19 protein-coding genes are annotated in these 18,508 nt (G+C 63.4%); 10 read left to right on the top strand and 9 right to left on the bottom strand.

The window, feature by feature from the left end:
• Nucleotides 1–54: 54 nt before the first annotated feature.
• The gene (locus AC1MBU_RS11590; protein ID WP_056548220.1) at nucleotides 55–774 is read right to left on the bottom strand and encodes an IclR family transcriptional regulator; all 720 of its coding nucleotides are present in this window, start codon (nucleotides 772–774) and stop codon (nucleotides 55–57) included.
• 114 nt (nucleotides 775–888) lie between these two features.
• Here AC1MBU_RS11590 and leuC point away from each other — a divergent pair, with 114 nt between their 5' ends.
• The 7 genes from leuC (at nucleotide 889) to AC1MBU_RS11555 (ending at nucleotide 8,467) form a co-directional block, all read left to right on the top strand.
• On the top strand, nucleotides 889–2,361 hold the full coding sequence (leuC, locus tag AC1MBU_RS11585; RefSeq protein WP_346028158.1) for a 3-isopropylmalate dehydratase large subunit: 1,473 nt from the start codon (nucleotides 889–891) through the stop codon (nucleotides 2,359–2,361).
• Nucleotides 2,362–2,384: 23 nt separating this feature from the next.
• Nucleotides 2,385–2,984, top strand: coding sequence for a 3-isopropylmalate dehydratase small subunit (gene leuD / locus AC1MBU_RS11580; RefSeq protein ID WP_277358479.1), 600 nt, complete (start codon nucleotides 2,385–2,387; stop codon nucleotides 2,982–2,984).
• A 196-nt stretch (nucleotides 2,985–3,180) separates the two neighbouring features.
• Nucleotides 3,181–4,524: a UDP-N-acetylglucosamine 1-carboxyvinyltransferase gene (gene murA, locus AC1MBU_RS11575; RefSeq protein WP_056548381.1), complete on the top strand. Its 1,344-nt coding sequence runs from the start codon at nucleotides 3,181–3,183 to the stop codon at nucleotides 4,522–4,524.
• Between the two features lie 17 nt (nucleotides 4,525–4,541).
• Nucleotides 4,542–5,300: a lysophospholipid acyltransferase family protein gene (locus AC1MBU_RS11570; protein ID WP_277358480.1), complete on the top strand. Its 759-nt coding sequence runs from the start codon at nucleotides 4,542–4,544 to the stop codon at nucleotides 5,298–5,300.
• Entirely contained in the window at nucleotides 5,297–6,322 is a 1,026-nt protein-coding gene (locus AC1MBU_RS11565) for an NAD(P)H-dependent glycerol-3-phosphate dehydrogenase (RefSeq protein WP_277358481.1), read from the top strand. Before AC1MBU_RS11570 ends, AC1MBU_RS11565 begins: the two co-directional genes overlap by 4 nt.
• Nucleotides 6,319–7,452, top strand: a complete 1,134-nt coding sequence (locus AC1MBU_RS11560) for a D-alanine--D-alanine ligase family protein (protein WP_404800718.1) — start codon at nucleotides 6,319–6,321, stop codon at nucleotides 7,450–7,452. Before AC1MBU_RS11565 ends, AC1MBU_RS11560 begins: the two co-directional genes overlap by 4 nt.
• A gap of 19 nt (nucleotides 7,453–7,471) precedes the next feature.
• A complete protein-coding gene (locus tag AC1MBU_RS11555) occupies nucleotides 7,472–8,467 on the top strand; it encodes a LacI family DNA-binding transcriptional regulator (protein WP_479787234.1) in 996 nt (331 codons plus the stop codon).
• Between the two features lie 11 nt (nucleotides 8,468–8,478).
• Here the strand turns inward: AC1MBU_RS11555 and AC1MBU_RS11550 are convergent, their stop codons facing one another.
• From AC1MBU_RS11550 to AC1MBU_RS11515, 8 genes are read right to left on the bottom strand one after another with little or no spacing between them, the layout of a single operon-like run.
• A complete protein-coding gene (locus tag AC1MBU_RS11550; protein ID WP_479787233.1) occupies nucleotides 8,479–9,405 on the bottom strand; it encodes an aldose 1-epimerase family protein in 927 nt (308 codons plus the stop codon).
• 53 nt (nucleotides 9,406–9,458) lie between these two features.
• Nucleotides 9,459–9,725 carry a sortase domain-containing protein gene (locus tag AC1MBU_RS11545; protein WP_479787232.1) on the bottom strand — a complete coding sequence of 89 codons (267 nt, stop codon included), beginning with the start codon at nucleotides 9,723–9,725 and terminating at the stop codon, nucleotides 9,459–9,461.
• 49 nt (nucleotides 9,726–9,774) lie between these two features.
• Nucleotides 9,775–10,182 (bottom strand): hypothetical protein, encoded by a 408-nt coding sequence (locus tag AC1MBU_RS11540; RefSeq protein WP_479787231.1) that lies wholly within the window; start codon nucleotides 10,180–10,182, stop codon nucleotides 9,775–9,777.
• A gap of 22 nt (nucleotides 10,183–10,204) precedes the next feature.
• Nucleotides 10,205–10,696, bottom strand: a complete 492-nt coding sequence (locus AC1MBU_RS11535) for a DUF3515 domain-containing protein (RefSeq protein ID WP_277358486.1) — start codon at nucleotides 10,694–10,696, stop codon at nucleotides 10,205–10,207.
• Nucleotides 10,697–10,748: 52 nt separating this feature from the next.
• The gene (locus AC1MBU_RS11530) at nucleotides 10,749–10,973 is read right to left on the bottom strand and encodes a hypothetical protein (RefSeq protein ID WP_277358487.1); all 225 of its coding nucleotides are present in this window, start codon (nucleotides 10,971–10,973) and stop codon (nucleotides 10,749–10,751) included.
• A 49-nt stretch (nucleotides 10,974–11,022) separates the two neighbouring features.
• Nucleotides 11,023–13,365 (bottom strand): glycoside hydrolase family 65 protein, encoded by a 2,343-nt coding sequence (locus AC1MBU_RS11525; RefSeq protein ID WP_479787230.1) that lies wholly within the window; start codon nucleotides 13,363–13,365, stop codon nucleotides 11,023–11,025.
• A gap of 43 nt (nucleotides 13,366–13,408) precedes the next feature.
• Nucleotides 13,409–14,341 (bottom strand): PfkB family carbohydrate kinase, encoded by a 933-nt coding sequence (locus AC1MBU_RS11520; RefSeq protein WP_346028163.1) that lies wholly within the window; start codon nucleotides 14,339–14,341, stop codon nucleotides 13,409–13,411.
• 33 nt (nucleotides 14,342–14,374) lie between these two features.
• The gene (locus AC1MBU_RS11515; RefSeq protein ID WP_471671797.1) at nucleotides 14,375–15,625 is read right to left on the bottom strand and encodes an MFS transporter; all 1,251 of its coding nucleotides are present in this window, start codon (nucleotides 15,623–15,625) and stop codon (nucleotides 14,375–14,377) included.
• A gap of 118 nt (nucleotides 15,626–15,743) precedes the next feature.
• Between AC1MBU_RS11515 and AC1MBU_RS11510 the strand changes: the two genes are divergently transcribed.
• From AC1MBU_RS11510 to AC1MBU_RS11500, 3 genes are all read left to right on the top strand, one after another.
• Entirely contained in the window at nucleotides 15,744–16,772 is a 1,029-nt protein-coding gene (locus AC1MBU_RS11510) for an LCP family protein (RefSeq protein ID WP_277358491.1), read from the top strand.
• The gene (locus AC1MBU_RS11505; protein ID WP_277358492.1) at nucleotides 16,747–17,400 is read left to right on the top strand and encodes a DedA family protein; all 654 of its coding nucleotides are present in this window, start codon (nucleotides 16,747–16,749) and stop codon (nucleotides 17,398–17,400) included. Before AC1MBU_RS11510 ends, AC1MBU_RS11505 begins: the two co-directional genes overlap by 26 nt.
• An 85-nt stretch (nucleotides 17,401–17,485) precedes the next feature.
• A complete protein-coding gene (locus tag AC1MBU_RS11500) occupies nucleotides 17,486–18,490 on the top strand; it encodes a thiamine-phosphate kinase (protein WP_479787229.1) in 1,005 nt (334 codons plus the stop codon).
• The last annotated feature ends 18 nt before the right edge of the window (nucleotides 18,491–18,508 follow it).

Raw genomic sequence — 18,508 nt, 5'->3', positions numbered from 1 at the left:
AGCTGCGGCGACGTGGTCAGCATCCGAAGCCGCCATAGATGCGCAAAAGTTCCGTTATTCCGCGGACTTGCCGATTGCGTTGGTCAGCTGGAGTGCGGCGGTCACAACAACCTCGGCATGGATCCTGCCGGGCTGGCGAGTGAGGCGTTCAATGGGTCCGGAGATCGACACGGCGGCGATGACGCGCCCGGAAGGGCCGCGCACCGGGGCCGAAACCGAGGCGACCCCGGCCTCACGTTCACCGAGGCTCTGAGCCCACCCCCGCCGTCGTACTCCTGCCAGCACGGTGGGCGTGAACCGTGCGTTCTGGAGGCCCTGGAGAAGGCGGTCGTGATCTTCCCAGGCGAGGAGGCACTGGGCGGCTGATCCGGCTCTCATCGATAATTGGGTACCTACCGGAATGGTGTCGCGCAGGCCGATCGGGCGTTCGGCAGAGGCGACGCAGACCCGTGCGTCTCCCTGGCGCCGGAAGAGCTGGGCGCTCTCGCCGGTTGCATCGCGCAACTGGAGGAGGACGGGACCGGCGGAGGCAATCAGCCGATCCTCTCCTGCGGCGGAGGCTAGCTCCACAAGGCGGCTACCCAGCACAAACCTGCCCTGGATATCCCTGCTGACCAGTCGGTGGTGAACCAGCGCGAGGGCGAGCCGGTGAACTGTCGGACGTGCCAGGCCGGTGGACGTAACCAGTTGGGCGAGCGTAGTTGGGCCGGCTTCCAACGCGTCCAGAACAAGAGCCGCTTTATCAATGACGCCGACACCACTAGAATTGTCCATAGACTGATATTGCCGTCTCATTATCTGAGACGCAAGTGTTCGGAGTGGCGCGCATGGACACGCTCCTGCTTCAGTTATTGAAAGATCTGATCAAGGCACGCGGAGGAACCGGCCATGGGCAAGACGCTCGCAGAAAAAGTCTGGGAATCGCATATTGTGCGCAAGGGTGAGGTTGTCAATGGACAGGCCGAGCCGGACCTGCTGTACATTGACCTGCACCTCGTCCATGAGGTCACCTCCCCGCAGGCGTTCGAGGGCCTCCGCTTGGCCGGCCGGAAGCTGCGCCGGCCGGATCTGACAATTGCCACCGAGGACCACAACACTCCGACGATCGACATTGACAAGCCGATCGCGGACGTGACGAGCCGCACGCAAATAGAGACCCTGCGCGCCAACTGCAAGGAGTTCGGTGTCCGGCTGCACTCGCTGGGGGACGCGCAGCAGGGCATCGTTCACATCATCGGTCCGCAGCTCGGCCTCACCCAGCCCGGACTCACCGTGGTGTGTGGAGACTCGCATACCTCCACGCACGGCGCCTTCGGAGCGCTGGCCATGGGCATTGGAACCTCCGAGGTCGAGCACGTCATGGCCACCCAGTCCCTTTCCCTGAACCCGTTCAAGACCATGGCGATCAACGTCGAGGGGACGCTCAAGCCGGGCGTTACGTCCAAGGACATCATCCTGGCTGTCATCGCCAAGATCGGAACCGGCGGCGGGCAGGGTTATGTCCTGGAGTACCGGGGCTCCGCTATCCGTGCCCTGTCCATGGACGCCCGCATGACCATCTGCAACATGTCGATCGAGGCCGGAGCCCGGGCCGGCATGGTTGCACCGGATGACACCACCTTCAAGTACCTCAAGGGTCGTCCCCACGCACCGCAGGGTGAGGACTGGGACGCCGCCGTCGAGAACTGGCGCACGCTTCGAACCGACGATGACGCGGTGTTCGACGCGGAGGTCTTCCTGGACGCGGATGAGCTCGAACCATTCGTCACGTGGGGAACCAACCCCGGTCAGGGCGTCTCGCTCAGCCAGGCAGTCCCGTCTCCGGATGACTTCGCCGACGAAAATGAGAAGGCGGCCTGCAGCCGGGCGCTGGAGTACATGGCCCTTGAAGCCGGTACGCCAATGAAGGACATCCGGGTGGACACCGTCTTCCTGGGTTCGTGCACCAACAGCCGCGTTGAGGACCTGCGGCTGGCAGCGGACATCATTCGTGGACGGCAGAAAGATCCGGACATCCGCATGATGGTGGTGCCCGGTTCCGCCCGCGTGCGCCTTGAGGCTGAGGCAGAGGGACTGGATAAGGTTTTCAAGGAATTCGGTGCGGAATGGCGCTTCGCCGGGTGCTCGATGTGTCTGGGCATGAACCCGGACCAGCTGGCGCCGGGGGAGAGGTGCGCGTCGACATCGAACCGCAACTTCGAAGGCCGTCAGGGCAAGGGCGGGCGGACGCACCTGGTTTCTCCCGTCGTCGCGGCAGCCACTGCCGTGCGCGGAACGCTGAGTTCGCCTTCCGATCTGGACCCCGTACCGCCCGCCGCGGCGGTGCAGGCCGGAAACAGCTCCACCATCCACGCTGCCTGAGACCGGGGCAAGAGGAGAAGACCATGGAAAAGATCACTACACACACCGGGATCGGCGTTCCCCTGCGGCAGAGCAACGTGGACACTGACCAAATCATCCCGGCCGTCTACCTGAAACGGATCACCCGAACCGGGTTCGAAGACGCGCTGTTCGCCGCATGGCGGAAGGACGAGAACTTCATCCTCAACCGGGAGCCGTTCAACCACGGTTCGGTGCTGGTTGCAGGACCTGACTTCGGTACCGGGTCCTCCCGGGAGCACGCCGTCTGGGCCTTGAAGGATTTCGGTTTCAGGGCTGTGCTCGCGTCGCGGTTCGCCGATATCTTCCGCGGTAACTCCGGCAAGCAGGGGCTCGTAGCCGCTCAGGTGGCCCAGGACGACATCGAGCTGATCTGGAAAGAGCTCGAGAACCATCCGGGCACCGAGATTACAGTCGACCTCGAGTCACGTCTGGTTACCTGCGGGGCGATCATCGCCGGGTTCCAGATCGATGACTACACACGCTGGCGTCTCCTGGAAGGGCTCGATGACATTGGACTGACGCTGCGCCATGAAGAGGCCATCACCGCTTATGAAGCCGTGCGCCCGAGCTTCAAGCCCACAACCCTGCCTGCCCGAACCTGACCTGGTTCACCGGTGCAAGGAAAATCACGTCCCGCACCGGAATTTCGGACTGAGCCGGGCTGTTTGCACTCCGTGAAGGGACCAACACGGTCCCGCTGACAAGCCGTCGGTATTTCAGTCTGGTAACAGTAGCTCCTATGCTTAGCAGGAGTCTTATCTGCTGTTGGGGCTTACACGTTGAAGGAAATAGGTGTTCATGGGTAGCGTTCTGACAATCCGTGGTGGTGTCCCTCTCGCAGGCAAGGTCACCGTCCGCGGTGCCAAGAATCTGGTACCGAAAGCGATGGTCGCCGCGCTTCTGGGGAACTCTCCGTCGGTTCTCAGGAACGTCCCTGAGATCAAGGACGTCGAGGTCGTCACCAGCCTTTTGAAGCTGCATGGCGTCGAGGTGAGCAAGGATCCGGTCACCGGAGACCTCACTATGGATCCCGCCAACGCCAAAATGGCAGCGTCGAAGGACATCGACGCGCACGCCGGCGATTCCCGCATTCCCATTCTCTTTTGTGGTCCGCTCATGCACAGCATCGGTGAGGCATTCATCCCCGACCTGGGTGGATGCAAAATTGGCGACCGGCCCATTGACTACCACCTTCAGGTGTTGCGGAATTTCGGTGCCGTGGTCGACAAGCGTCCCGGCGGGATCTCGATCTCCGCGCCCAAGGGTCTCCACGGAGCAAAGCTCGAGCTGCCGTACCCGAGTGTCGGTGCCACCGAGCAGGTGCTGCTGACCGCCACCCGCGCAGAGGGCATCACCGAGCTCAAGGGCGCAGCCGTTGAGCCGGAGATCATGGATCTCATCGCCGTGCTGCAGAAGATGGGCGCCATCATCACCGTGCAGACGGACCGGACAATCCGGATCGAGGGAGTGGCCGAGTTGGGCGGCTTCAACCACAAGGCCATCTCCGATCGCAATGAGACGGCGTCGTGGGCTTCTGCTGCTCTGGTAACGCGCGGCGACATCTATGTTGAAGGTGCACGCCAGCTGGACCTCACCGCCTTCCTGAACACATACCGCAAAATCGGCGGTGCCTTCGATGTGAATGACGACGGCATCCGTTTCTACCACCCGGGCGGCAAGCTCTCGCCTCTGGTTCTGGAGACGGACGTCCACCCCGGTTTCATGACTGACTGGCAGCAACCGCTGGTGGTTGCGCTTACGCAGGCGGAGGGCGTCTCGATCGTGCACGAGACCGTGTATGAGAACCGCTTCGGCTTCACTGACGCCCTCGTGCGCATGGGCGCCAACATTCAGGTGCACCGCGAATGCCTCGGCAGCGTCCCCTGCCGATTCGGCCAGCGGAACTTCCTGCATTCAGCCGTCATCTCCGGGCCTGTGCAACTGCACGGAACCGATATCGACGTGCCGGATCTTCGCGGCGGATTCAGCCACCTCATTGCCGCATTGGCGGCGAACGGAACTTCCCGCGTCACCGGTATCGAGCTCATCAACCGCGGTTACGAGCGGTTCCAGGACAAGCTTGAAGGACTCGGCGCTGATTTTGACGTCGCCGAAACGGCAGACGCGGGAATCGGCCGCTGAACGCGGCCGCACACAGCATGACCGAACCCGCTTCGTCCCGCGCAACCTTCGCGATTCTAGCCACCATTCTCCGGCCCCTCATGAATGCAATGATGGCCAAGGAATGGAAAGGCGCCGAGAACCTCCCACGCGACACCGGCTTCATCGTGTGCCCCAACCACGTCACGGAGATCGACCCAATTGTGATCGGGCATTTCCTCTACAACAACAAGGTGCTGCCGCACTTCCTCGCGAAAGCATCGCTGTTCAAGGTTCCGGTATTCGGCGCCGCGTTGCGTGCCACACTGCAGGTGCCGGTGGAACGGACGACGGCGGGAGCCAACCACTCGCTCGATGTCGCCAGAGAGGCGATCGACGGCGGCGGAGGAATCATCATCTACCCCGAAGGGACGCTGACGAGGGATCCTGACATGTGGCCCATGAAGGGCCGCACCGGTGCTGCGCGCCTGGCCCTTCAGACGGGTGCGCCGGTTGTTCCCATTGCACACTGGGGCGCGCAGGAGGTTTTTCCGCGCTACGCGAAGCGCCTCTACCTGTTTCCGCGCAAGAAGTCCCGCGTCCTCGTGGGGAAGCCTGTGGACCTCTCTGAGTTCCACGGCGGCCCCATTACCCGTACCACGCTGGATGCGGCAACTACCCGCATCATGGATGCGCTGACCGAGCTCGTTGCCGAGCTGCGCGGCGAAACACCGCCGGCCCAGCGGTGGGACCCTGCGTCAAAGAACCAGAAGCAGACGGGTCGAAACTTCCGGTCGCCTGCGGGTGAGGCTCAGTGACCCGTCGGCCTCCCGCCGTCGTTGCCGTTCTGGGCTCCGGTAGCTGGGGGACCACGTTCGCGAAGGTGCTGGCTGACGCCGGTGAGAGTGCTGACACACAGGTGCGCCTGTGGGCGCGTCGCGGGGAGATCGCCGATGAAATCAACACCCACCACACAAACAGCCGCTACCTTGCCGAGACGGTATTACCTGACAACATCAGCTGCTCCACTGATACTGCTGCCGTCCTTGACGGCGTGGAGCTCGTGGTCATTGCGGTGCCGGCTCAGTCCCTTCGCTCGCAGCTTTCAGCCTGGAAGCCGTTGATCTCACCGGATGCAGTGGTCGTTTCGCTGATGAAGGGCCTGGAAGTCGGCACCGACGCGCGCATGAGCCAGGTTCTTGCCGAAGAACTCGGCCTTCCCGAGGACCGCATCGCCGTTGTCTCCGGTCCCAATCTGGCCATGGAGATCGCCCGCTGTGAGCCGACCGCCTCTGTGGTGGCCTGCCCGGATGCCGAAGTGGCCACGTGGATTGCCGCAGCCTGCACGGCAACATATTTCCGGCCGTATACCAACACCGATGTGGTCGGGGTGGAAATCGGCGGCATCGTGAAGAACGTCATCGCACTGGCGGTCGGCATTTGCGAGGGCAAGCAGATGGGGGATAACACCAAGGCCTCGGTCATCACGCGTGGTCTCACCGAGACAACGCGGCTCGCCGTTGCGCTGGGTGGGGAACCGGAGACAATGTCCGGGCTTGCCGGTATGGGAGACCTCATCGCCACGTGTTCATCCGCGCTCTCACGTAACCACACGGCTGGCAGGCTGCTGGGCCAGGGGCTCAGCCTTGATGAAGTAACAGCGCACATGAACCAGACGGCCGAGGGCATCAAATCCGCACAGGCGGTGCTTGATCTCGCGCACCAACTCAAGGTCTATATGCCCATTACGGATAGTGTTGTTGCGGTACTTCAGGGCAACCTGTCCGTACATGATCTCGGCCCGCGACTGCTGGCCCGCGAACTGAAATCCGAAGGCTGATTGTGACCCTATCTGCGAAGCCCCGCGTCCTTGTGCTCTTCGGCGGGCGCTCGAGTGAACATGCAGTGAGCTGCGTGACTGCCGCAGGCGTGCTGGAAGCGATTGACCGCAGCAAGTATGAGGTCGTTCCGGTGGGTATTGCGAAGAACGGTCAGTGGTCATTGGTGTCCCTGGATCCGTCCCAGTGGTCGCTGCGCTCGACAGTGCTTCCGGAGGTTCCGGTGTCGCCGGAGTCCGTGGTGCTGGCAACAGCTTCCGACGGCGGTGCAGCACAGGAACTCGTGGCAACCGCAACGGAACGGATGCCACGCAGCCTTGGCGCAGTGGATGTCGTGCTGCCGCTGCTGCACGGCCCCTTCGGCGAGGACGGCACCCTCCAGGGAATGCTCGAGATGGCCGACATCCGTTACGTCGGCGCAGGCGTTCTGGCGTCCGCCGTGGGGATGGACAAGCATTATATGAAGGTCGTATTTGCCTCCGCGGGACTTAGCGTCGGTCCGTACGAGGTGCTCACCGACCGGGAATGGTCACGCAACCGTTCAGGATGCCTTGAACGTGCCGGGAAGCTCGAATTCCCGGTCTTCGTCAAGCCGGCCCGCGCGGGTTCGTCGATGGGCATCTCGCGGGCGGCCTCTCCGGCGGAACTTGAGGCAGCCGTGGAAACCGCGCGCCAGTTCGACCCGAAGGTGATCGTCGAGGCCGGGATCACTGGCCGGGAGATCGAGGTCGCGGTCCTGCAGGGTCGGGGCCTGGATGAGCCGCGCACCAGCCTGCCTGGGGAGGTTGCAGTCCAGCCCGGGGAGCACGAGTGGTATGACTTCGAGGCAAAATACGTTGACGGTGCCGCAGCGGAGCTGAGCTGCCCGGCTGACCTCCCGCCGGATGTCACGGATCGTGTTCGGGCGCTGGCTGCCCATGCATTCGACGCACTTGGCACCGAGGGGCTTGCCCGGGTTGACTTCTTCTACACTCCTGCCGGCGAGCTCATCATCAACGAGATCAACACGATGCCCGGCTTCACCCCGATCAGCATGTACCCGCAAATGTGGGCAAAGTCGGGGCTGACCTACACTGAACTGATCGACGAACTCATCGAGCTGGCGCTCGAACGCAAGACGGGCCTGCGCTAGGCGCAGCCGGGACCAGTTCATGGACGAGCCAAGGCGGCCTACCCTCCGTGATATCGCCCTCGCGGCGGGTCTTTCCAAAGCAGCCACGTCCTACGCGCTGCGGGGGATTCGTGGCTCTGAGAAAACCATTGCCCGGGTACAGGGCATCGCCCGGGACATGGGTTGGACTGCGGATCCGGTAGCCCGCGCCCTCGCGGGAGGCCGCAGCGGAAACGTGGCAATCATCGGATCGCTGGGAGACCTCTGGCGTCAGGGCCTTGCGGTGATGCTGTCTGAGGCGCTGCACGAGCAAGGCATGTTTTCGGCAATCTCCGACGTCGATACATCCCCTGAACGCGAGCGGAACGCGCTGCGCGCCCTCACGCTTCGCCGGGTGGATGCAGCAATAGTGCTACCGGTCGATCCATCCGCGCTCTACTGGGCTGAGGTTCCCGAGCGAATTCAACTGGTATCGATCGGGGACGCGCTCCTGCACCGGCCGGTTGCACACACCGTACTGTTCGACAATGAGTACGGGATCAGCACCGCACTCGGACACCTCGCCGAACTGGGGCATCAGTCCATCGGGCTTCTTGCGCCGTCGTTGCCGTCGACGCCCGGCCGCCCGGCGCAGCTGCTGGTGCAGCAACTGGGCCAGGAGAGGGGAATGAGCGTTGCCGTTGCGTCGTCGGCGTCCTCAGTTGCCGGTGCAGCGGAAGCGGCAACGGCCCTCCTTGCCCGTAAAGCGCGTCCGACGGCGTTGCTGTGCCTGAGTGATTCGCTCGCCTTCGGCGCGTACCGGGCCGCCAGGTCCCTTAATCTGGACATCCCCCGAGACGTCTCGATTCTGGGCTTCGACGACAGCGAGTTGGCTCCCCTCATCAGCCCCGCCCTCACCACCTTTGGCTGGGACGAAGCCGCGATTGTGGCCGCCGCAATTGAGTCAGTGGTGAAGGACGATGCTCCGGCCTCTGTCTCGTTCCGCCCCGAGTTCCTCGTGCGAAGCTCAACCGGGCGCTGCACTTCTGCGCCTTAGCCGGCAGATGCCTACAGTGCGTGAATGCGCCAGCCGACCGAGTGGGATGCGCCAGGTTCGAGCACGATCAGGTCCGTCCCCGAGTTGAACGCGTCCGGCGGGCAGGTCATAGGCTCAGCGGCCAGGCCGAGCCGCGAGACCGCTGGATCCGGCTTGTCCGCGGTGTGAATCTGTACCCAGGGGCAGCCACGGTCGAAGGTGATGGCCGTTCCCTTGCCGTCTGAAGCGCGCACCGAGACGGTGGCGGTGGCGTCGGCGTCGTAGTTGATGCCCGTGTAGGCGTGGTCCACGAATGTGTCCCCGATGAGGCGAGGCTCGCGGAAATCAAAGTGCGACGACGCGACGTCGGTCAGTTCCATCGGGATCAGCCGGTCTTCGGTCACCTGGAGGACCGATGACGCCGGCACCTCCAGCGTCCAGTCGTCCACCAGTCCTTCGCCGGCTACCAGGTAAGGATGCGCCGACGCCCCATAGGGTGCTGCTGACGGGCCTGGATTCGCGGCGGTGATCGTAGTGGTGAGGCCGCTGTCGTCGAGGGAGTAGAGCACTTCGACCTCAAGCCGGAACGGGTATCCCTTCTGCGGGATAACGGATGCGCTCAGGCGGACCGAGGCCGGCGCCTGGCCTGCGAGCGTCCAGTCCACCCACCCGAGGAGGCCGTGAATGGCGTGGGAGCGCTGAGGCTCGGTGAGGGCGAGCTGATGTGCCGCGCCGTTGAATGAGTACTTGCCGTCCACCACCCGGTTGGGCCAGGGCGCCAGCACCGCGCCGCGGAAGGAGGGACGGATCTCCTCGGCATCATAGGGGACCACGAGGTCGCGGTCGTTCCGGCGTAGGTACCGCAGGGTTGCTCCGACGCTGGCGATCGACGCCGTGTACGCGCCGTGCTGGAGGGTGTACTGGGTACCGGACAGTGGAGTGGAATCGGTGGTCTTCATCGAACCCAAGTCTAGGGCGTGGCCTCTCCGACGTGGCATTTTCAGGACACAGGTCAGGCCGTGTCCACCAGTTTCGCGTACACCACCAGGTTGTCCTCAAACTCGCCCGACGACGCCGCGAAGCCATCACAGGTGATGAGCCGCAGTTCCGCCTGGTCCACCGGGAAGTAGACGGCTTTCGTAGGGAACTCGTTCTTGGAATAAACCTCGCTCTGATAGACCTCGAAGATAGCGGTTGAGCCGTCTTCACGATCCACCGTGATCCGGTCTCCCGGTTTCAAAGCTTCGAGGTTGTAGAACACCGGTTTCGAGGCGTCCATCGCCAGCTCCATCTCTGGCGGCGCATCGGCAGCGGACGACGACGGCACCTCAGAAGGTGTGGACGGCGGTGTCGGCGCCACCGGGGAGGGCGACGATGAGGCGGTGTGCGCGTTCCCGGACGGTTCCGCGCCCGTACCGCAGGAGGTCAAAGGCAGGAAGAGGAGCGCCGCCCCCGCGGCAAGGCGGAGGCGGCGCTCCCGAGCACTGTTGTTCATGGGTGCTCAGCGGTCGGCAACCATGCGCCGGCGAACTGCGTACGACCGTTCCGGCAGCAAGGGCGTCCTGGGTTTCCCGGTTCAGCTCAAACGTCCGCTCGTAGGTGTAGCTGCTGCCCGAAGGGGCAACGGTTACATCCGTGCCGGCAGCAGGTCCGGTGCTGCCCTCGAGGGACAGGGTGGTACCGATTGAGCCGTAGGCGCCGGTCGCGTGATCGGCCATTGCAGGTGCTGCTGCCATGGTGGTGAGCCGACGACGGCCGCTAACCTTCCGAGGGCAGGTCCACCGTGTCATTCAGGCTCAGGCACTGCTCGGTCTGCTCGACCTGAGAAACTGCGCCGCCGAGGTCAACCAGAACCGTACTGGAAGCGACCTGGTTCGGATCGAAGAGAACTTCCACGGCCGGGTCGCGGCCATACGTGGTGGCTGTCCAGATGTCATTTTCCGTGGATTCCTGGATGATCCAATCCACATCGTTCACCGACGCGCAGGCATCGGTGGTGGGTCCCGGAATCTGGACACCGCAGCGCAGGACAACCTGCGACGGGTCACCCCATGCTGCTGTTGCCTGGCTGTTGGTTTCACGCAGTTCGTTGCCTGCGACCTGCTCGGGCAGCGCGATCATCACGCTCGCGCAGGCCGGGTTGACCGCATCCGGAGCAGCATCGACATCGACAATGGGGGAGCATGCGCTCAGCGACGCCGCGAGGAGTAAAGCGGCGACCGGCATGAAGGAACGCGGTTTCAGAGGCATTGACCCAGTTTATGGGTGTTTCAGGCGGCAAGGACCCGAGGGCACTGGACTGTCAGTCCTCGTAGGAATCGGCAAGCTTCCTGCGTTCGTGTTGGCGTCTGCTGTAGGTGGCCTCGCGAATCGCCTCGTCGCTGTCGAAGTTCGAGCCGAGAGCTCCTGCGATGGTGCCCAGGGATGCCGCCAGCCACGACAGTTTCGCGCAGTGGACGAGACCGACAGGGCGCTCCAGCGCTGTCCCGCCGGGGTCGGCAACCAGCCCAAGCGTTACTTTCCTCATCGGCGCATCCATTCCGAGTATCGCCCTAGGGCGAGGGGCAGCGAGGTGTTCAGGTTCGTGGTTCCCTCCCCGGCGGTTGGCGCGGCGTCGTCGTTATTGGTCTTGGCTCGACCAGCGGTACTGTTACCGGTTGCGCTGCTGTAAGACGCAAGAGGCGACCGTCGATCCACACCTGCTGATCCGTCTCATCCTCATCAAGCATCCGCACTGTGGTCCCCGAGCGGAGGATCTCGACAGCGATCCGGCTGCCCTGCCACCTCAGCCGGAAAGCAATTCGGTTCAACCGTGCAGGTAGGCGGGGAGCAAGGCGCAGTTGCACATCATCCATTGTCAGACCACCGAAACCACTGACCAGCGCGAGCCACGCTCCGGCCATCGCCGCGAGGTGCACGCCGCGGTGGCTGTCGCCCCGCACATCCCGCAAGTCCGCCAGCGCAGATTCACGCAGGTAGGCGAGGGCGAGGTCGAGATGCCCTGTCCGTGCACAGACAACCGACTGAACGGCGGCGGACAGCGATGAATCACGGACGGTGCGCTGCTCGTAGTACTCAAGATTGCGGGCGCTCTGGTCCTCGGTGAAGGACTCCGAACACCACAACAAAGCAAGTACCAGGTCCGCCTGCTTCACAACCTGCCGTCGGTAGATCTTGGCGTAGTGCGAGTGCTCCTGCACCGGATAAGCGTCGCGGCGGCCCTCAAAGTCCCATTCCCGGTAGGTCGTGAAGCCGTCATTGGCCGGGTGGACCTGGCGGAGGTCGTCGTACGGCACGTACATGGCACCGGCCACTGCGCGCCACTGATCCACCTCGGACTGGTTCACGCCGAGCCGTGCGGCGGGTTCGGTATAGGCAAGACAAGCGTCAGCCGCCGCGGTGAGATTGCGCTGTGCCATGAGATTCGTGAAGACGTTGTCGTCCACCACCCCTGTGTACTCATCAGGCCCGGTCACACCGCGCAGGTGGAAGCGCCCGTCGTCGTCCTGATGAACAGTCGACGCCCACATGCGGGCTGTTTCAATAAGGACATCCACGCCGGCAATTTCGGTGAGCGGCCGTCCCGTTGCGTTGGCATGCAGGGTATAGGCACGGGAGATGCCGGCATTGAGGTGCATGGCCGCAGTGCTCGCTGGCCAGTATGCCGAGACCTCGTTCCCATCGATCGTGCGCCAGGCGAATGAAGCTCCCTTCACGCCCAGGACGTCGGCGCGCTCGCGGGCGGCATCCAGGGTTGATGCCCTCCAGCGAAGGAGCCGCGCAGCGCCGTCAGGATTGAGCAGCGTCAGCGTGGGTGCGACGAACCCTTCGATGTCCCAGAACGTGTGCCCGCTGTATCCCGGTCCGGTGAGCGCTTTGGCTCCGATCGGGGCGTTACTGAGGCAAACCGATGCCTGGAGAATATGAAACAGATCGAAGCGGAGAGCCAGCTGAAGGTCCGTCTCGGGGTCCACTTCCACGTCCGAGTCGTCCCAGAACCCATTGAGGAAAGCGCGTTGGTCAGCGGCGAGGCCTTCCCAACCGCGGCTCCGCGCATCACTCATCGCCGCGAGCGCTTGGGCGGCGAGGTCGGTAGGGGAGTCATCGGCTGACCGTGTATGGGTCAGGTATTTGACGAACGCCACCTTTTCGCCCGGCTCGAGGTCAGCAACCACGGTTGTGAGCACCTCGTCCTGGCTGCCGGAGGTGGAAACGTGGGCGCCCGCAGGAAGCTGAACGTCGTGTTGAGCCATCGCGGCTACACCGATCCGGCTGCCGCGTGTCCTATGTACGAGCAGCCCGCCGACTTCGTAGACCCGGTGGAAGCAAGGAGCGAAGGGCTGCGTGAGCGCTTCGCCGACCCGGGGATCGGGGTTATCCACCTGCCGGGCGGTCCGGTTGACAGCCAGGTCCGAACGAACAACTACTTGGACCGCTGAGTCCACCGCTTCCACTTCATAACGGATTGCTGTGGCTGAGCGTTGCGTCAATGAAACCAGCCGGGTGGAGCGCAACCGCATGCGGCGGCCACCGGCTGTAGTCCACTCCGTCTCGCGATCCAGCGTTCCCGCGCGCAGGTCGAGAGTGCGCGCATGCCGTTCGAGGGGTGCGTGCCGGATGTCGAGCGGCTCGCCGTCGACCTCCACCGTGATCAGAGTGCCGTCTGCAACGCCCACTATTGCCTGGCCCCGGTCTGGATGCCCGTATCCGTCCTCCGGGTAGGAGAGCGGATGGAACTCGAACACGCCTGACATGAATGTTCCGGGGAAAACGCCCGGTTCTCCTTCGTCCAAGGTGCCGCGCGTCCCGATGTATCCATTGGACAGTGCAAAGACGGATTCTGCGACTTCAGGCTCATCCCAAGCGAATGCGGACTCTGTAATCCGCCAGAAGTCTGTCTCGATCGGAAGGTCGGCCACACAGTAATGCTAACCGTACTGATGATTGGCCCGCACGGCAGGCCTACCCGTGTACGTCCCGCGCCCGGCGCGCTGCGGCACGCAGTTCACCGAGGTTGAGTTGGGGTCTGCCGCCGGACTTACCAACTACCTCCGCGGAGGCTGCTGCTGCCAGCCATGCGGCGGACCGCGGGTCATCGTCCTGCAGGAGGCTGATAGCCAGGGCGGCGACAAACGCGTCACCGGCGCCGGTGGGGTCCACTGGATCTTCATCTAGCAGTGGCAGCACCACGAGCCCTTCCGCCCACGCCACCACGTTTCCGCCGGTGGGGCAAGCGAGGGCGGCGATGCGCGGACCGGCCTCGACGAGGGACTGCGCAGCTTTGATGGTGTGAGCCAGATCGCGGGGTTTCCATCCAAGCAGTGCTTCGGTTTCCTCCGCATCGGCGCGCACGACGGCGGCGCAGCGCAGTACCAGCTCACGCGTCTCCCTATCCGGCGGCGCGCCGTCCGTCACTACCATTGCGCCGCCGGATGCAGCGACGTCGAGCGCCATCGAGACGGCCTGAGCGGGCTGCTGCAGTTGAACGAGCACGGCGTCCGCCGCACCCAGCACCTCTTTGCTCGCGCGGAGGTCTTCCGCCGTCAGCAGCACCCGTTCATCGACATCTTCAAAGAGGCGTCGAACTCCACCGGACTCGACGATGTCCACGAGCAGGGCGGTTGGGGCACCCTTCCGCCGAATGACACCGCCAACGCCGATACCGTCCGCTGCGGCTTGACCCGTAACGGTGCGGCCGGGCTCGTCATCCCCGACGACGCCGACAAGTTCCACTTCTGCCTTCAGCTGACGGCACGCGACCGCCTGATTAGCTCCCTTCCCGCCGAGCAGCTCGGAACGCTCCTGCACGGGAACCGAGCGTCCTTCTGCCGGCATCCCTTCGATCCTCAGCACGAGATCCCTCGCCACCTGACCCACAACCACGACACTCGGCATCGCTTTCCTCCTTGCTTGGTTCCGCAGAAACAGTCAGGATTCGACGTCGGCTGCGTCTATTGCCTTGTCGGTGACAATCGGCATCAGAACCAGCAGGGCCAGCGTCAGCACTCCCATGATTCCGAACATTGCCTGAAGTCCAAGCCACGTCGCAAGAAGACCGCCTGCCGCTGCGCCCAGCGGCATGGTGCCCCAAGCGAGGAGACGGTAGGCGCTGTTGACGCGCCCCAGCAGGCGATTGGGCGTGATGCGCTGCCGGAGGGAGACGGTGATGACATTCCATAGCATGACCAGCACCCCGCCCACGAAGAACACGAAGCCAAGGATGTAGGGGTTGTCCGTGAGCGCAGGCGCGCCCACAAAAAACGATCCGCCGAAGATCGTCAGCGCCAGCGACTTTGACCGGCCCAGTTTCCGCTCCGCCCATTCCGAGATGAAAGAGCCGAGAAGTGCGCCGATCGCCGAGGTTGTGAGGAGCACTCCAAAGCCGACCTCTGAAAGTTGCATCGCTGACGACGGTCCGACGGCAAAGAGCACGAACAGGGCAAAGGCCGCACTCGAGGCAAAGTTGAAGGTGCCGGTCATGACGGCGAGCGTGCGCAGGATCTTCTGGTGCCAGAGGAAGCGTAAGCCCTCGGCGATGTCGTGTCGCAGCGTCGTTTTTTGTTCCCGTTCGATCCGGAAGTTTCCTCGCACCAGGAACAGTGAACCCACGGCTGCGAGCCACAGGACGGCTGGAACTGCGAACCCGCCGATTACTCCGGCTGCCACGAGCAGCCCGCCCAACGGCGGACCAATGAACTGGTTGGTCGTCAGTTCAACGGCGTACAGCCGCCCGTTGGCCCGTGAAAGCTGATCGCGGTGCACCAGCTGCGGCATGATGGACTGCGCGGACGTGTCATACAACGTTTCAGCGACCCCCACCAGCAGTGCGATGACATAAAGGGCCCAGATCGAGCCGAGATCGAGCAGGATCACCGCAATGAGCATGGCCGGTAAGGCTGCCCGGGTGAGATTGGCGACGAGCATCAGCCGACGGCGGTCCAGGCGGTCCGCAAGGGCGCCGGCTGTCAGCGCAAAGAGAAGCCATGGCAGGGTAGCGACGAACGACACCCCGGCGATCAGGGTGGGCGACTGCGTGAACTGGATGGCAAGCAGTGGCAGCGCAATCTTGAACACACCGTCGGCGAGGTTTGAGAGACCGGATGATGTCCATAGCTTCCAGTAGGAAGCGCCGAGCGGCGCACGGGCCTGTTCATTGACCTGCACTGATTCGCTAACCATGGGTGAACAGTCCCACAGCGATTGGGAAAACTCAAGGACAAGGGGAGGGAGTTGCTCAGGGAGCTCTCCTGCCCGCTCGGTAGCATAGGGCCAGCAACTATGGCAGGGAGTGTCCGTATTGACCACGCATGACTACACTGATCCCGTTCCGCAACGCGCCACGAAGAAAAAGCGGCCGCTGCGCACTGCCGTGCTGGTGCTGCTCGGCGTCGTTCTCGCACTTGCGGCACTTCTTGCCGGCTACCTGATCAGCCTCGCCATAGCATTCGAGACCAAAACGAACACCATCGAACCAGCGTTTCCGGACTCGTCAACGCGGCCCGAGCGTACAGCGGCCGCAGAAGGCGCCATGAACATCCTGCTGATGGGCAGTGACGCGAGGCCGGAGGCATCCGAAGACGGATTTACCGATTCCCGATCCGACACCATGATGCTTGTGCACATCCCTGCGGACCGGGAGAACGTTTATGTCATGTCAATCCTGCGCGATACCTGGACCGATATCCCCGGGCACGGCGAGAACAAGATCAACGCTGCGATCTCGCTCGGAGGAGTGCCGCTGGTTGTCCAGACCGTCGAGAACATGTTTGATGCGCCCGTTGATCACGTGATGATTGTCGACTTCGAGGGTTTCAAAGGCCTCACGGACGCTCTGGGAGGAGTGACGGTCGACAATCCCATTGCTTTCGAGTCCGAGGGAACAGAGGGGGAGTTCTTCGAACAGGGCCCGGTCACGCTCGACGGCGAGTCGGCGTTGAAGTTCGTGCGTGAACGCAAGGCGTTCAGCGACGGTGACTTTCAGCGGGTACAGAACCAGCAGCTCTTCATTAAGGGCATTATGTCCGAACTGTTGAGTGCCGAGACCTTCACCAACCCCGTGAAGCTCAGCCGGGTCGTGAATGAAATATCCCCCTACCTGAGTGTCGATGCGGACTTCGGCGCGCTGACTGCCGGTTCCCTCGCGCTCGGTATGTGGCAGGTCCGGTCCGAGGACGTCGTCTTCTTCACGCTGCCGAATCTGGGAGTCGGAACTTCGCCGGACGGCCAGTCCATTGTCGTGAAGGATGAAGAAGCAATAGCCCGCATCGCTGAGGCACTCGATCAGGGAACACTGGGGGAGTATGTGGACAACACCAGCGCAGGCTAGTACGGGCGGAGCCCAGGATCAGTCAGGGCTGACCGGAGTCATCACGGATGTCATGAGTGCGCTCGGCGAAATTGGTGTCGGCGTACTCGTGCTCCTGGAAACGGTATTTCCTCCGATCCCGAGTGAAGTCGTCCTGCCGCTGGCCGGCTTCCTGTCCCAGCAAGGCGAGATGAACGCGGTGCTTGTACTCGCGCTTGCCACCCTTGGTAGCTTCATCGGCGCTCTGCTCCTGTACCTACTCGGTGCGAAGCTGGGCGAGGAACGGGTGGTGCGCGGGCTCTCCAGGCTGCCGCTGGTGGACCGCGACGACTTCGAGCAGGCGGCGCGCTGGTTTCACCGCCATGGTCGCTCGGCGGTCTTCTTCGGCCGGTTGATACCGGGTGTCAGGAGCCTGATTTCCCTGCCGGCGGGTGCCGAACACATGCCGCTGGCCACGTTCACTCTCTTCACCGTCGCAGGAAGTCTGCTGTGGAACGTGCTGCTCATCGGCCTGGGCTATTTCCTCGGAACCCAGTACCACCTTGTTGACCAGTACTCCCAGTACTTTGACCTTCTTCTTTATGCGGCTCTCGCCGCTTTTCTCGGTTGGCTCATCTTCCGACGGGTACGACGACGGAGGGCAGGCTAGCCCCGCGAGTCCCTTCCTGTGGGTGCTGACTGCCCTTGTCCACAGGCGACACCCGAATGTGCGGGGTGCAAAGTACGGTGGAAGTATGCCACTTACCGTCAGCCACCTGAGCGAATCGGCCCTGCTCGAACGCATTCTGCCGCGTCTTCACAGCCCTGTTGGCAGCCCCTCAAGTGTGCTGCTCGGCCCGGGGGATGACGCCGCCATCGTTGCCGCCGCGGACGCACGGGTGCTCATCTCCATCGATACCCAGGTCCAGGACATGGATTTTCGGCTGCACTGGCCCAATAGGTACAGCACCACCGGGTTCGACGTCGGGTGGAAGGCCGCCGCGCAGAACCTGAGTGACATCAACGCGATGGGTGGTCGTGCCACCTCCCTCGTCGTCAGTCTCACACTGCCCGGGAACACAACGGTCGAGTGGGTTGAGGACCTAGCGGACGGCCTCACGGCGGCGATTCATGAGCTGAGGGCTTCCACCTGTGCAGTAGTCGGGGGTGACCTGGGGCGTGGAACCGAAATTTCGGTCACTGCGGCGGTTACGGGTTCACTGGATGGGCGCCCTCCGGTGCTGCGGTCAGGAGCGCAGCCGGGAGACGTCGTCGTACTGGCCGGAACGGTCGGGCGCGCCGCGGCAGGATTGGCGCTGCTGGAGTCCGTACATGAATACGGTTCGCTGGAAGAGAAACTACGTGGGTTCATTCGTGCGCAGTGCCGGCCGCGTCCGCCGCTGGAGTCGGGACCAGCGGCCGCAGCGGCCGGTGCAACCGCAATGATGGATGTTTCCGATGGCCTGGTGCGTGATGCAGGAAGGATCGCCGCGGCCAGCTCCGTACGCATTGACCTGGATCCCGAAGCCCTGCGGTATCTCGGCGAACCGCTTCGCGGAGCCGCGAGTCTGCTGGGAATGGACCCGCTGGAATGGGTTCTGGGCGGGGGCGAGGACCATGGGCTGCTGGCCACCGTTAACCCAAACGTTATGCCGCTGGCAGGATTCACTGCGGTAGGCTCGGTAGAGGCCGGACATGCCGAAGTGACCGTCGGGTCACAGTCTCCAGCCAACGTGGGATGGGATCACTTTGCAGACTAAAATCACCGCAAACGCGAC

Source organism: Arthrobacter sp. PTI12 (genome assembly GCF_056679915.1).
The sequence above is the reverse complement of the archived record's forward strand: the minus strand, read 5'-3'. Positions and strand labels throughout refer to the sequence as shown.

Coding starts and splice junctions, on each gene's coding strand:
- AC1MBU_RS11590 (WP_056548220.1), bottom strand. CDS start 774: ATGGACAATTCTAGTGGTGTCGGCGTCATTGATAAAGCGGCTCTTGTT.
- leuC (WP_346028158.1), top strand. CDS start 889: ATGGGCAAGACGCTCGCAGAAAAAGTCTGGGAATCGCATATTGTGCGC.
- leuD (WP_277358479.1), top strand. CDS start 2,385: ATGGAAAAGATCACTACACACACCGGGATCGGCGTTCCCCTGCGGCAG.
- murA (WP_056548381.1), top strand. CDS start 3,181: ATGGGTAGCGTTCTGACAATCCGTGGTGGTGTCCCTCTCGCAGGCAAG.
- AC1MBU_RS11570 (WP_277358480.1), top strand. CDS start 4,542: ATGACCGAACCCGCTTCGTCCCGCGCAACCTTCGCGATTCTAGCCACC.
- AC1MBU_RS11555 (WP_479787234.1), top strand. CDS start 7,472: ATGGACGAGCCAAGGCGGCCTACCCTCCGTGATATCGCCCTCGCGGCG.
- AC1MBU_RS11550 (WP_479787233.1), bottom strand. CDS start 9,405: ATGAAGACCACCGATTCCACTCCACTGTCCGGTACCCAGTACACCCTC.
- AC1MBU_RS11545 (WP_479787232.1), bottom strand. CDS start 9,725: ATGGACGCCTCGAAACCGGTGTTCTACAACCTCGAAGCTTTGAAACCG.
- AC1MBU_RS11540 (WP_479787231.1), bottom strand. CDS start 10,182: ATGGCAGCAGCACCTGCAATGGCCGATCACGCGACCGGCGCCTACGGC.
- AC1MBU_RS11535 (WP_277358486.1), bottom strand. CDS start 10,696: ATGCCTCTGAAACCGCGTTCCTTCATGCCGGTCGCCGCTTTACTCCTC.
- AC1MBU_RS11530 (WP_277358487.1), bottom strand. CDS start 10,973: ATGAGGAAAGTAACGCTTGGGCTGGTTGCCGACCCCGGCGGGACAGCG.
- AC1MBU_RS11520 (WP_346028163.1), bottom strand. CDS start 14,341: ATGCCGAGTGTCGTGGTTGTGGGTCAGGTGGCGAGGGATCTCGTGCTG.
- AC1MBU_RS11515 (WP_471671797.1), bottom strand. CDS start 15,625: ATGGTTAGCGAATCAGTGCAGGTCAATGAACAGGCCCGTGCGCCGCTC.
- AC1MBU_RS11505 (WP_277358492.1), top strand. CDS start 16,747: ATGTGGACAACACCAGCGCAGGCTAGTACGGGCGGAGCCCAGGATCAG.
- AC1MBU_RS11500 (WP_479787229.1), top strand. CDS start 17,486: ATGCCACTTACCGTCAGCCACCTGAGCGAATCGGCCCTGCTCGAACGC.